This window comes from Variovorax restrictus, from assembly GCF_051216715.1.
In the GTDB taxonomy this organism is placed as follows: domain Bacteria; phylum Pseudomonadota; class Gammaproteobacteria; order Burkholderiales; family Burkholderiaceae_C; genus Variovorax.
Genome location: NZ_JBPJZH010000001.1, coordinates 2,105,529 through 2,117,251, shown reverse-complemented (window position 1 = coordinate 2,117,251; position 11,723 = coordinate 2,105,529). Strand labels below are relative to the sequence as shown.

The 11,723-nt window shown below is 67.1% G+C and carries 12 protein-coding genes and 1 tRNA gene; 4 read left to right on the top strand and 9 right to left on the bottom strand.

The window, feature by feature from the left end; all coding sequences use genetic code 11:
• The first annotated feature begins 38 nt into the window (after window positions 1-38).
• From folD to ACSFA0_RS10000, 3 genes are read left to right on the top strand one after another with little or no spacing between them, the layout of a single operon-like run.
• Window positions 39-890, top strand: coding sequence for a bifunctional methylenetetrahydrofolate dehydrogenase/methenyltetrahydrofolate cyclohydrolase FolD (folD, locus tag ACSFA0_RS10010; RefSeq protein ID WP_435450033.1), 852 nt, complete (start codon window positions 39-41; stop codon window positions 888-890).
• Between the two features lie 35 nt (window positions 891-925).
• Entirely contained in the window at window positions 926-2,974 is a 2,049-nt protein-coding gene (locus tag ACSFA0_RS10005) for a M3 family metallopeptidase (RefSeq protein WP_435450032.1), read from the top strand.
• Window positions 2,975-3,020: 46 nt separating this feature from the next.
• Window positions 3,021-3,659 (top strand): glutaredoxin family protein, encoded by a 639-nt coding sequence (locus ACSFA0_RS10000; protein ID WP_435450031.1) that lies wholly within the window; start codon window positions 3,021-3,023, stop codon window positions 3,657-3,659.
• Window positions 3,660-3,681: 22 nt separating this feature from the next.
• Here the strand turns inward: ACSFA0_RS10000 and rpiA are convergent, their stop codons facing one another.
• Window positions 3,682-4,380 carry a ribose-5-phosphate isomerase RpiA gene (gene rpiA, locus ACSFA0_RS09995; RefSeq protein WP_435450030.1) on the bottom strand — a complete coding sequence of 233 codons (699 nt, stop codon included), beginning with the start codon at window positions 4,378-4,380 and terminating at the stop codon, window positions 3,682-3,684.
• Between the two features lie 39 nt (window positions 4,381-4,419).
• On the opposite strand from rpiA, the gene ACSFA0_RS09990 reads away from it, so the two are divergent.
• A complete protein-coding gene (locus tag ACSFA0_RS09990) occupies window positions 4,420-5,481 on the top strand; it encodes a quinone-dependent dihydroorotate dehydrogenase (protein ID WP_435450029.1) in 1,062 nt (353 codons plus the stop codon).
• Window positions 5,482-5,510: 29 nt separating this feature from the next.
• On the opposite strand, the gene ACSFA0_RS09985 is transcribed toward ACSFA0_RS09990, so the two are convergent.
• The 8 genes from ACSFA0_RS09985 to hscB all read right to left on the bottom strand — a co-directional run bounded on the left by ACSFA0_RS09985 (window position 5,511) and on the right by hscB (window position 11,718).
• Window positions 5,511-6,221, bottom strand: coding sequence for a phage holin family protein (locus ACSFA0_RS09985; protein ID WP_435450028.1), 711 nt, complete (start codon window positions 6,219-6,221; stop codon window positions 5,511-5,513).
• A 59-nt stretch (window positions 6,222-6,280) separates the two neighbouring features.
• On the bottom strand, window positions 6,281-6,589 hold the full coding sequence (locus tag ACSFA0_RS09980) for a glycine zipper domain-containing protein (protein ID WP_435450027.1): 309 nt from the start codon (window positions 6,587-6,589) through the stop codon (window positions 6,281-6,283).
• A gap of 46 nt (window positions 6,590-6,635) precedes the next feature.
• Entirely contained in the window at window positions 6,636-7,736 is a 1,101-nt protein-coding gene (locus ACSFA0_RS09975; RefSeq protein WP_435450026.1) for an NAD(P)/FAD-dependent oxidoreductase, read from the bottom strand.
• Window positions 7,737-8,129: 393 nt separating this feature from the next.
• Window positions 8,130-8,204, bottom strand: a tRNA-Val gene (locus ACSFA0_RS09970).
• Window positions 8,205-8,258: 54 nt separating this feature from the next.
• Window positions 8,259-8,987 carry a DNA polymerase III subunit epsilon gene (gene dnaQ, locus ACSFA0_RS09965; RefSeq protein ID WP_435450025.1) on the bottom strand — a complete coding sequence of 243 codons (729 nt, stop codon included), beginning with the start codon at window positions 8,985-8,987 and terminating at the stop codon, window positions 8,259-8,261.
• Window positions 8,987-9,325, bottom strand: a complete 339-nt coding sequence (gene fdx, locus ACSFA0_RS09960) for an ISC system 2Fe-2S type ferredoxin (protein ID WP_435450024.1) — start codon at window positions 9,323-9,325, stop codon at window positions 8,987-8,989. Before fdx ends, dnaQ begins: the two co-directional genes overlap by 1 nt.
• Before the next feature lie 13 nt (window positions 9,326-9,338).
• Entirely contained in the window at window positions 9,339-11,195 is a 1,857-nt protein-coding gene (gene hscA / locus ACSFA0_RS09955) for a Fe-S protein assembly chaperone HscA (RefSeq protein WP_435450023.1), read from the bottom strand.
• A gap of 4 nt (window positions 11,196-11,199) precedes the next feature.
• A complete protein-coding gene (gene hscB / locus ACSFA0_RS09950) occupies window positions 11,200-11,718 on the bottom strand; it encodes a Fe-S protein assembly co-chaperone HscB (RefSeq protein ID WP_435450022.1) in 519 nt (172 codons plus the stop codon).
• Window positions 11,719-11,723: the final 5 nt, after the last annotated feature.

The following is an 11,723-nucleotide window of genomic DNA, read 5'->3' as shown; positions in this document are numbered from 1 at the left end:
CGCAAGCGGGCGTTTCTAATTGGAAAATCGAAAAGACGATGACAGCCCAACTCATTGACGGCAATGCCCTCTCCCGCACGCTACGCGCCGACGTCGCTGCCCGCGCCGCGGCGCTCAAGGCGCGCGGCGTGACCCCAGGCCTGGCCGTGGTGCTGGTCGGCGAGAACCCCGCCAGCCAGGTCTATGTGCGCAACAAGGTCAAGGCCTGCGAAGACAACGGCCTGCACTCCGTGCTGGAGAAGTACCCGGCCGACCTGAGCGAAGCCGATCTGCTCGCACGCGTCGATGCGCTCAACCATGACCCGTCCATCCACGGCATCCTGGTGCAGCTGCCGCTGCCGCCGCACATCGATGCACAGAAGGTGATCGAAGCCATCTCCCCCGAGAAGGACGTCGACGGTTTCCACGTCGCCAGCGCTGGCGCGCTGATGACGGGCGCCCCCGGCTTCTGGCCCTGCACGCCCTACGGCTGCATGAAGATGCTCGAATCGATCGGCTACGAACTGCGCGGCAAGCACGCAGTGGTCATCGGCCGCAGCAACATCGTCGGCAAGCCGATGGCACTGATGCTGCTCGCCAAGAGCGCGACGGTCACGATCTGCCACAGCGCCACGGCCGACCTGGGCGTCATGACGCGCCAGGCCGACGTGATCGTCGCAGCGGTCGGCAAACGCAATGTGTTGACCGCCGACATGGTGAAGCCGGGTGCGGTCGTCATCGACGTCGGCATGAATCGCAACGACGAAGGCAAGCTCTGTGGCGACGTCGACTTCGACGGCGTGAAGGAGGTCGCCGGCTGGATCACGCCGGTGCCCGGCGGCGTCGGCCCGATGACGATCACCATGCTGCTCGTCAACACGCTCGAAGCCGCAGAACGCACCGCCCACTGACTTGAACTTGCGCCCTCCGGCGCCAGATGGAAACCATGACCAATCCGCTCCTCGACTTCACCGATCTCCCGCTGTTCGACCAGATCAAGCCGGAGCATGTCGCCCCGGCCGTCGATACGCTTTTGGCCGATGCCGAGACGGCGCTGCAGAGGGTCACCGCGCCGGACTTCCCCGCGGACTGGCTCGCGATCTCGAAGGTTCTGGACGTCTCCTCCGAGCGCTTCAGCCGGGCCTGGGGCGCGGTCGGCCATCTGAACGCCGTGGCCGACACGCCGGCGCTGCGTGCCGCCTACAACGACGCCATGCCCCGCGTCACCGCCTTCTGGACGCGCCTGGGCTCCGACGAGCGGCTGTACGCCAAGTACAAGGCCATCGACCCTGCCACGCTGAACGCCGAGCAGAAGCAGGCGCATCGCAATGCGATCCGCAACTTCGTGCTGGGCGGTGCCGAGTTGCAAGGCGCCGCCAAGGCGCGCTTCGCGGCCATCCAGGAACGCCAGGCCGAGTTGAGCCAGAAGTTCAGCGAGAACGCCCTCGACGCCACCGACGCCTTCGCCTACTACGCCGAAGCGACTGAGCTAGAAGGCCTGCCGGAAGACGTGATCGGTGCCGCGCGCGCGGGGGCCGAAGCCGATGGCAAGCCCGGCTACAAGCTCACGCTGAAGATGCCCTGCTACCTGCCGGCGATGCAGTTCGCCAAGAACAGCGCGCTGCGCGAGACGCTCTACCGCGCCTATGTGACCCGCGCGAGCGAGTTCGGTGACGCGGCCTTCGACAACACCGCGCTCATCACCGAGATCCTGGCGCTGCGTCAGGAAGAAGCGAAGCTGCTGGGCTACCGCAACTTCGGTGAACTGTCGGTCGTGCCGAAGATGGCCGATTCGCCCGAGCAGGTTGTGAAGTTCCTGCGCGACCTCGGCACCCGCGCCAAGCCCTTCGGCGAGCGCGACCTGGCCGACCTGCGTGCCTTCGCCGCCGAGCAACTGGGCCTGGACGATCCCCAACCCTGGGACTGGACCTTCATCGGCGAGAAGCTCAAGGAAGCGCGCTACGCCTTCAGCGAGCAGGACGTGAAGCAGTACTTCCCGGCGCCGAAGGTGATGGCCGGCCTCTTCAAGATCGTCGAGACGCTGTTCGAAGTGACCATCCGCCGCGACTTCGCGCCGGTGTGGCACCCAACGGTCGAGTTCTACCGCATCGAACGCGGCGACCAGCGCGTCGGCCAGTTCTACCTCGACCCCTCCGCCCGGGCGGGGAAGCGCGGCGGCGCCTGGATGGACGACGTGCGCGCCCGCTGGCTGCGCCCCGACACCGGCACCCTGCAGACGCCGGTCGCGCAACTGGTGTGCAACTTTGCCGAAGGCGTCGACGGCAAGCCGCCGCTGCTCACGCACGACGACGTGACCACCCTCTTCCACGAGTTCGGCCACGGGCTGCACCACATGCTTACGCAGATCAACGAGCGCGATGTGTCCGGCATCAGCGGCGTCGAGTGGGATGCGGTGGAGCTGCCGAGCCAGTTCATGGAGAACTTCTGCTGGGAATGGGACGTGCTGCAGCACATGACGGCCCACGTCGACACTGGCCTGCCGCTGCCGCGTGAGCTGTTCGACAAGATGACGGCGGCCAAGAACTTCCAGAGCGGCCTGCAGACGCTGCGCCAGATCGAGTTCTCGCTGTTCGACATGCTGCTGCACACCGAGTTCGATGCCGCCAAGTCGCAGCCGGGCGGTGTGATGGCATTGCTGGGCCAGGTGCGGTCCGAGTTTGCGGTGATGCCCTCGCCCGCCTTCAGCCGCACGCCCAACACCTTCAGCCACATCTTCTCGGGCGGCTACGCGGCCGGCTACTACAGCTACAAGTGGGCCGAGGTGCTGAGCGCCGACGCTTACGCGGCCTTCGAGGAAACCGCGCAGCCGAACGGCGAGCCGAGCATCGAGACGGGCCGCAAGTACCGCCAGGCCATCCTCGAAGCCGGTGGCAGCCGCACGGCCATGGAGTCGTTCAAGGCCTTCCGCGGTCGCGAGCCGCAACTCGACGCGTTGTTGCGTCACCAAGGCATGGCCGAGGCGCAGCCAGCCTGAGAGATACTCGGGCGAATCGTCGCCCGACGCGACGCACGGAGCCCCGATGACACGCCACGTCCGACTTTCTCTTCTGCTGCTCGGCATCGCACTCGCAGCGGGTGCCACCTCGGCGCAGCAGGTTTATCGCCAGGTCGACAAGAACGGCAAGGTGGTTTTTTCGGACCAGCCGCCGGCGGCCAATGCCCAGCCTGCTGCGCCTCGCGGCAGCGTGTCGACGGTCGAAGGCGGCGGTGCCATCGGCGGCCTGCCCTACGAACTGCAGCAGGTCGCGCAGCGCTATCCGGTCACGCTCTACACCGGCGGCGACTGCGCCCCCTGCGACACTGGCCGCGCGCTGCTGAGCACGCGCGGCGTGCCCTTCAACGAGCGGCAGGTGAAGACGCCCGCGGACGTTGAAGCCTTCCAGCGCCTGAGCGGCGAGACCTCGCTGCCGCTGTTGGCCATCGGTGGCCAACAGCTCAAGGGTTTCTCGGACACCACCTGGTCGCAGTATCTTGATGCGGCGGGCTACCCGAAGAGCATCCGGTTGCCGGCCGGCTACAGCAACCCTCCGGCGCAGCCGATGGTGGCGCAGCAGGCGGCTCCGATGGCGCCAGCAGCGACGGCAGTGACGAGCCCACGACCGGCGGTCCCGCCGCCGGCCCCCCGGTCGCCAAGCAATCCGGCCGGCATCCAGTTCTGACGGCTGGCTTTCCTGCGGGCGCTCAGGTGTAGCGCAGCGTTTCCACGCCGGTGGACGTCCCGAGCAGGCAGACCGTCGCGCGCTGGTGCGCGAACACACCGACTGTCACCACACCCGGCCACTGGTTGACCTCCGACTCGAAGCCCAGCGGGTCGACGATGCGCAGGCCGCTCACGTCGACGATGTGCTGGCCGTTGTCGGTGACCAGCGGCAGACCGTCCTTCTCGCGCACCTGCGCGATGCCGCCGAGTCGCTCGAACTGCCGCATGATGCGGCGCGCCGCCATCGGCACGACCTCGACCGGCAGCGGGAAGCCGCCGAGCACATCGACCCGCTTGGACGCGTCGGCGATGCACACGAAGGACCGCGACTGGGCCGCCACGATCTTCTCGCGCGTGAGTGCGGCACCACCGCCCTTGATCATGAAGCCGTGGCCATCGATCTCGTCCGCGCCGTCGATGTAGACGGCGAGTTCGTCGACCGCATTGCTGTCGAAGACTTCGATGCCGATCGCGCGCAGGCGCTCGGTGGATGCCACCGAACTCGACACCGCACCGCGGATGCGGTCCTTCATGGTGGCCAGCGCCTCGATGAACTTGTTGACCGTGGAGCCGGTGCCCACGCCGACGATCTCGCCTTCCACCACGTAGGCCAGCGCGGCGCGCCCGACCTGGGCCTTGAGTTCGTCCTGGGTGAGCGGAGCGGAGGAGGAAGCGGTCATCGGGGAGAATCCTGGGGCTTAGAAGCCGAGAATTATCCGATGTCCCTTTCGTCCCTCTACGGGCTCGCCCGCCCTTTTCTCTTCGGCCTCGATGCCGAGCACGCGCACGAGGTGACGCTCGGCATGCTGGCGCGCACGCAAAACACGCCGTTGGCCTGCGCTTACGCCAGCAGCCGCGTCGACGACCCGGTCACGCTCGCCGGCCTGCGCTTCCCCAACCGCGTCGGCCTGGCCGCCGGCCTGGACAAGAACGCCCGCTGTATCGACGCCTTCGCCGCCATGGGCTTCGGCTTCGTGGAGGTCGGCACCGTCACGCCCAAGCCGCAGCCCGGCAATGCGAAGCCGCGCATCTTTCGCCTGCCCGCGCGCCAGGCACTCATCAACCGGCTGGGCTTCAACAACGACGGGCTCGACGCTTTCGTTGCCAACGTGCAGCGCGCCCGCTTTCGCAAGGGTCGAGGCGACCGCACGCCGATGCTGCTGGGCCTGAACATCGGCAAGAACGCCAGCACACCGATCGAACGCGCGATCGACGATTACCTGCTGTGCCTGGATGGCGTGTACCCGCATGCCGACTACGTGGTGGTGAATGTCTCGAGCCCGAACACGGCCAACCTGCGCTCGCTGCAGAGCGACGAAGCGCTGGATGCGCTGCTGGCCACGATCGTCGAACGCCGTGCGGCACTGGCCACGCAGCACGGCCGTCGCGTCCCTCTGTTCCTCAAGATTGCGCCCGACCTCGACGAGGCGCAGGTTCAGGTGATCGCCGCCGCGCTGCAGCGCCACGGCATGGACGGCGTGATCGCATCCAACACCACGCTGTCGCGCGAAGCAGTGGCCGGCCTGCCGCATGCAGAGGAAACGGGTGGACTGTCGGGCGTGCCGGTACGGGAGGCCAGCAACCGGGTGATCGCTCAGTTCCGCGCCGCGCTGGGCGCCGGTTTCCCGATCATCGGCGTGGGCGGAATCATGAGCGGCGAGGACGCCAAGGCCAAGCTCGCGGCCGGCGCCGACGTGGTGCAGATGTACACCGGCATCATCTACCGCGGGCCAGTGCTGGTCCGCGAAGTCGCCGAGGCACTGCGCACACGGGGCGCCTGAACGCCCGACAGTCGACGCTCAATCGATATTCAGCGCATGCGCCAGAGTACCGGCGCGACGAAGGCGGCCCAGCGCAGCAGGCGGCGTGGCTTGACGACGGCGACGAGGACGACGGCGGCTGCTGCCGCGGCCACAGGGTGCTCGCGCGTCAGCCGGATTGCCGCCTCGCTGGGGGTCTCGTTCGCAGGCGGTGGCGCCGGCGGACGGGCCGCTTCGTCGTCGCTCGCGGCCGTCAGCACGGCGATGCGCTGGCGCTGACGCGCGATACGGGCCAGCAGTTGCTCCTGCGTCTCGGGGCGCGACGGACGCGGCGTGCCAGGTGGCTGGCCGGCGTTGCCGATGCCCAGACGGTCTTGCATCCACGCCCAGTCAAGCGCCAGTTCGAGCTTGGCAGGTTCGATGGCGGCGCTCGCCCGACGCAAGTTCGACAACAGCGCCGCAACCGCACCCGCCCAGAGCAACACCCAGACGAGCGCAATGCACCACGCAGCCGTGGCGCGATGCGGGCTGTCCCAGAAGTGCACCACGATCGCGACCGACAGGAGCGCCACGGTGACCGTAGTCAGCGCCATCACGGCGACGGTGAGCACGACCACGGACCGCAGCCGCTGCCTCTCTGCATCCCACGCCATGCGGAGCAACTGCGCGCGGTCCTCTGCCGCCATCGCACCTTCGCCCGCAGCGATCTTCAGGCGGCGAAGGCGTGCCTCCAGCCCTAGCATCGACAAAATTCTGTTCATTGGGTCCTCCCGTGCATGCGCGCCGCAGGCCGCGCGCCCGTCCGCTTCGGCCAGAGGACTCAGCGGCGACCGAGCAGCAGGCCGATCAGCACGCCGGCGGCCAGCGCGCCGGCAGCGATCTGCCAGGGCTCGTCGTGCGCGTAGGCATTGGCCGTGCTGGCCGCGTCCTTGGCCTTCTTGGCGGCGATCTTGCTTTTCTCGGCGGCGAGCTCGCGCGCAATGGCCAACTTGGCTTCAACGCGCTGGCGCAGCGCCTTGATCTGGGGGTTGGACTCGAGGTCCTTGCCGCCGAGTACGCCCTTCACGTCGCTGGCGATGTCTTCGACCACCGCATTGGCGGCGGCTTCGAGGTTGTTGGATGCACTCATGGGTCAATTCCTCCGTGATGGATCGTTGAATGTTACAGGCTGATGATCATCGTGCGAGCAATTCCGCCACATGTCGTCCGATGGCCAAGCTGCTCGTCAGCCCGGGGGATTCGATGCCGAACAGGTTCACCAGACCAGGCACGCCATGGGTCTCCGGGCCCGAGATCATGAAGTCGCGCGCCGGCTCGTCGGGGCCCGAGATCTTGGGACGGATGCCCGCGTAGCCGGGGATCAACGCACCGTCCGGCAAGGCCGGCCAGTAACGGCGGACCTCGTCGTAGAAGGCATCGCCGCGCCGCGGGTCGACCACGAGGTCATCCGGTGAATCGACCCACTGCACGTCAGGCCCGAACTTGGCCTGGCCGCCGAGATCCAGCGTCAAATGAACCCCCAGCCCTGCGGCTTCGGGCACCGGATAGATCAGGCGCTGGAACGGCGCGCGCCCAGCCAGGGTGAAGTAGTTCCCCTTGGCGTAATACGCCTCGGGCACCGAGGACTGCGGCAGCCCCTCGAAACGCTTGGCGAGCAGCGGTGCCGTCAGGCCTGCGGCATTGACCACGGTGGCGCAGCGTAGCTGCGTGCCGTCTTCACTGGTCAGTTCGATGGCCTGTGGCGTGCAGACTGCACTTGCGACCGGTGACATCAGCGCGACCATCCCGCGCGCGTTCTCCAAGTCACCCTGCAGGCTCAACATCAGCGCGTGACTGTCGACAATGCCGGTGCTTGGGGAGTGCAAAGCGGCCAGGCAGGCCAACTGTGGTTCGAGCGCGCGAGCCTCAGCCGCAGACAACAGCACCATGTCGTCGACGCCGTTCGCATGCGCCTTCGCCAAGATGGCTTCGAGCTGGGCGACCTGAGCCTCAGACGTGGCCACGATCAATTTGCCGCAGCGCCGATGCGGCACACCTCGATCGACCGCATACGCGTACAGGGCATGGCGCCCTTCGACGCACAGGCGCGCTTTCAGAGAACCGGCCGCGTAATAGATACCGGCATGAATCACTTCGCTGTTACGGGAACTGGTCCCCGTGCCGATGGCACCCTCGGACTCGAGCACCAGCACTTCGCGGCCTTGCAGGGCAAGGGCTCGCGCGACGGCGAGACCTACAACACCTGCGCCAATGACAACACAATCAATTTCGTCCATGCCGCGAGCTTAGCGGCTCTGGCGCGCGATCAAACCAGGGCTGTGGAGGGCGCACGCCAACGGTAGGTCGCAACGCGCATGAACTGCCTCGGCGCACGTGCGCTGAGATTAATGGCCAGTGCCACGCCTGGAAATACGAGACGACTGGCTCTGAACGCAGAGCTGACACGTTGATCGGGCTCGACCGGCAGATCCGCAGGATCAGGCTGGGTCGGCCCGTCCGGAGTGATGGGAGACGGTAGATCGGGGCTGGTGGCCATGGGACACTCCTTGACGTTGGATGTGCCACAGTTCTACGAGCCTCCGCGCCAGAACGCGCCAGTGCGCAACCGTTGTCGACGTCGGCGCGGGCCGACAGCAGGCGCTGCGACGAACGAATCTGGTGTGGGAAATTGGTGGGCGGTGGAGGTTTCGAACCTCCGACCCCAGCAGTGTGAATGCTGTGCTCTACCCCTGAGCTAACCGCCCTCTCGGCATGAACATGCCGATCGATGTCTTCGCAGCAATGTGCGAAGCCTCAGATTATGCCACAGCGTTTAGGCCCTGCACGTCGATCTGGCGAAAGAGCGTCTGGCCTTTGCTCGACTTGTCGAGCTGCCCCAGCAGGTCGTCGTGCGCCGCGAGTTCGTGGTCCGTCGCCATCAGCACCGGCAGTACGAAGCTGCGCAGGTCGACCGCTACCACCGTCCCAAGCGTGGGTTCGTTCGTGGAGACATCGATGAGCAGCGCGTCCTGCCCACGAGTGAGGTTGATGTACACATCGGCGAGCAGCTGCGCGTCGAGCTTGGCGCCGTGGAAGGTGCGGTTCGAGCGATCGATGCCAAAGCGGTCGCACAACGCATCGAGCGAGTTGCGCTTGCCCGGGTACACCGCCTTGGCCATAGCCAGCGTGTCGGTCACTTCGGCGACGAATTCTCGCAGCGGCGGCAGGCCCGCCATCTCGAGTTCCTTGTTGAGGAAGCCGACGTCGAAGGCCGCGTTGTGGATGATGAGTTCGGCGCCGCGCAAGTACTCCACCACGTCGTTCGCGAGCGTCGCGAACTTCGGCTTGTCACGCAGGAAATCGGTGGTGAGCCCGTGCACCTTCAACGCGTCCTCGTGGCTTTCGCGCTCCGGGTTGAAGTAGATGTGCAGGTCGTTGCCGGTCAGCTTGCGGTTGAACAGCTCCACGCAGCCCAGTTCGATGACGCGGTCGCCATTCTCCGCGGACAGGCCGGTGGTTTCGGTGTCGAGGACAATCAATCGCGACATCAATGATTCTCCTTGGCGTGGTTGATCGAGTACTTCGGGATCTCGATCGTCACATTTTCCTGCGCGAGGATGGCCTGGCAGCTCAGGCGCGACTGCGGCTCGAGGCCCCAGGCACGGTCCAGCAGATCGTCCTCGACTTCGTCCGAGGCATTGAGCGAGTTGAAGCCCTGCCGCACCACCACATGGCAGGTCGTGCAGGCAGCACTCATCTCGCAGGCATGTTCGATGTTGATGTGGTGCTCGAGCAGCGCCTCGCAGATGGAGGTGCCGGCCGGCGCGTTCACCTCGGCGCCCTGCGGGCAGTACTCCGGGTGGGGAAGGATCTTGATCGTGGGCATCGACGTTGTGGTTCTAGAGGGATTCGACCTTGCGGCCCGACAGCGCGCGCGCGATGCCATTGTTCATGCGTTGCGCGGCGAAGGCTTCGGTGCCTTCGGCCAGCGCCTTGGTAGCCGCTTCGACCACGGCCGCGTCGGTCGCGGACACCGCGTCACGCAGGCCGGCCATCAGCACATCGATGGCGGCGCGCTCTTCGTCCGACAGCAGGTCGCCGTCGGCATCGAGCGCGCTCTGGGTGGCGAGCAGCATGCGGTCGGCGTCGACACGCGCCTCGACCAGCGCGCGCGCCTGCATGTCCTGCTGGGCGGTCGAGAAGCTTTCCTGCAGCATGGTGGCGATCTGGTCGTCCGACAGGCCATACGACGGCTTCACGGTCACGCTCGCTTCCACGCCGCTGCCCTGCTCCTTCGCGCTCACGCTCAGCAGGCCGTCGGCGTCGACGGTGAAGGTCACGCGGATGCGCGCCGCGCCGGCGGCCATCGGCGGGATGCCGCGCAGCGTGAAGCGCGCGAGGCTGCGGCAGTCGGCCACCAGGTCGCGCTCGCCCTGCACCACATGCAGCGCCAGCGCCGTCTGGCCGTCCTGGTAGGTGGTGAAGTCCTGCGCCATCGCCGTTGGAATGGTCTGGTTGCGCGGCACGATGCGCTCGACCAGCCCGCCCATCGTCTCGATGCCGAGCGACAGCGGAATCACGTCGAGCAGCAACAGATCGCCCGCGCCGTTGTTACCCGCCAGCTGGTTGGCCTGGATGGCGGCGCCGAGCGCGACCACCTCGTCGGGGTTCAGGTTGGTCAATGGCGCGCGCCCGAAGAACGCGGCCACCGTCTCGCGGATCTGCGGCATGCGCGTGGACCCGCCGACCAGCACGATGCCTTGCAGGTCATCGGGCTTGAGCTTCGCATCGCGCAGCGCCTTGCGCACGGCGGCGATGGTGCGCGCCGTCAACGTCTGCGTCGCCGCATCGAACTGAGCACGCGTCACGTCAACGCGCAGCTCATCGCCACCGAGCATGGCCACGAAAGGTGCCGCATCGGCATCGGTCAGCGCTTCCTTCGCCGCGCGCGCGGCGACCAGCAGGGCCGCGCGATCGCTGTCGTTGACGGCCTGGCGCCCGGCCTGCGCCAGCACAGCGTCGGCCAGCGCGTGGTCGTAATCGTCGCCGCCCAGGGCCGAGTCGCCCCCGGTTGCGATGACCTCGAACACGCCCTGCGTCAGCCGCAGGATCGAAATGTCGAAGGTGCCGCCGCCCAGGTCGTACACGGCGTAGACCCCTTCGCTGCCGTTGTCGAGCCCATAGGCGATGGCCGCAGCCGTCGGTTCGCTGATGAGGCGCAGCACGTTCAGGCCCGCCAGCTGCGCCGCGTCCTTGGTGGCCTGACGCTGACCTTCGTCGAAGTACGCCGGCACGGTGATGACGGCGCCATGCAGTTCGTCATCGAACGTATCCTCGGTACGGTAGCGCAGCGTGGCCAGGATCTCGGCGCTGATCTCGACCGGCGACTTGATGCCGGCGACGGTGCGCACCTTCACCATGCCGCCTTCGTCGACCAAGCCATACGACATGGCATCGCGGTGCGCGATGTCGGCCAGGCCGCGGCCCATGAGGCGCTTGACCGAGGTGATGGTGTTGGCCGGATCCTGCGCGCGCGCGGCCACCGCGTCGAAGCCGATCTGGCGGCGGGCGCCATCGAGGTAGCGCACGGCCGACGGCAGGATCACACGTCCCTGGCCGTCCGGCAGACACTCGGCCACGCCATTGCGCACGGCCGCGACCAGGGAATGCGTCGTGCCGAGGTCGATGCCCACGGCGATGCGGCGCTGATGCGGGTCGGGCGCCTGGCCCGGTTCGGAAATCTGAAGAAGTGCCATGCCGCTATTGTCCCAATGCGTCGGCTTTCGCCTCGACATCCTGCGCAAAGCGCTCGATGAACATGAGGGCTCTCACCTGCCTCGACGCCAACGGGAAGTCGGCCTTCTCGTCGATCAGGCGGTCAAGTGACGACAACGCGCCTGCCCGCGCGGCATCGACCTCGGCCTGCAGCGCGTCGACGTCGGCGAGGGTGGTCGCATCGTCCAGCGACTCTCGCCATTCCATCTGTTGCATCAGGAACTCGCCGGGCATCGCGGTGTTGTTCTCGGCCTCGATCGGGGCGCCGTTCAGCTCGCACAGATAGCCGGCGCGGCGCATCGGGTCTTTCAGCCGCTGGTAGGCCTCGTTGATGCGCACCGACCACTGCATGGCGATGCGCTGGGCCGCCGCGCCTTGCGACGCGAAGCGGTCGGGATGCGCCTCGCGCTGCAATTCCTTCCAGCGCGCGTCGAGCGCGGCGCGGTCCTGGGCGAAGGTAGGCGGCACGCCGAAGAGTTCGAAATCGGTGTCTTGAAGGTTCATGGCAT

Excerpts from the sequence above, each read along its gene's own strand:
- rpiA (WP_435450030.1), bottom strand. The coding sequence starts at position 4,380 with ATGACCGCTTCCTCCTCCGCTCCGCTCACCCAGGACGAACTCAAGGCC.
- ACSFA0_RS09985 (WP_435450028.1), bottom strand. The coding sequence starts at position 6,221 with ATGAACAGAATTTTGTCGATGCTAGGGCTGGAGGCACGCCTTCGCCGC.
- folD (WP_435450033.1), top strand. The coding sequence starts at position 39 with ATGACAGCCCAACTCATTGACGGCAATGCCCTCTCCCGCACGCTACGC.
- ACSFA0_RS09975 (WP_435450026.1), bottom strand. The coding sequence starts at position 7,736 with ATGGACGAAATTGATTGTGTTGTCATTGGCGCAGGTGTTGTAGGTCTC.
- fdx (WP_435450024.1), bottom strand. The coding sequence starts at position 9,325 with ATGCCCACGATCAAGATCCTTCCCCACCCGGAGTACTGCCCGCAGGGC.
- ACSFA0_RS10000 (WP_435450031.1), top strand. The coding sequence starts at position 3,021 with ATGACACGCCACGTCCGACTTTCTCTTCTGCTGCTCGGCATCGCACTC.
- ACSFA0_RS10005 (WP_435450032.1), top strand. The coding sequence starts at position 926 with ATGACCAATCCGCTCCTCGACTTCACCGATCTCCCGCTGTTCGACCAG.
- dnaQ (WP_435450025.1), bottom strand. The coding sequence starts at position 8,987 with ATGTCGCGATTGATTGTCCTCGACACCGAAACCACCGGCCTGTCCGCG.
- hscA (WP_435450023.1), bottom strand. The coding sequence starts at position 11,195 with ATGGCACTTCTTCAGATTTCCGAACCGGGCCAGGCGCCCGACCCGCAT.
- ACSFA0_RS09990 (WP_435450029.1), top strand. The coding sequence starts at position 4,420 with ATGTCCCTTTCGTCCCTCTACGGGCTCGCCCGCCCTTTTCTCTTCGGC.
- hscB (WP_435450022.1), bottom strand. The coding sequence starts at position 11,718 with ATGAACCTTCAAGACACCGATTTCGAACTCTTCGGCGTGCCGCCTACC.
- ACSFA0_RS09980 (WP_435450027.1), bottom strand. The coding sequence starts at position 6,589 with ATGAGTGCATCCAACAACCTCGAAGCCGCCGCCAATGCGGTGGTCGAA.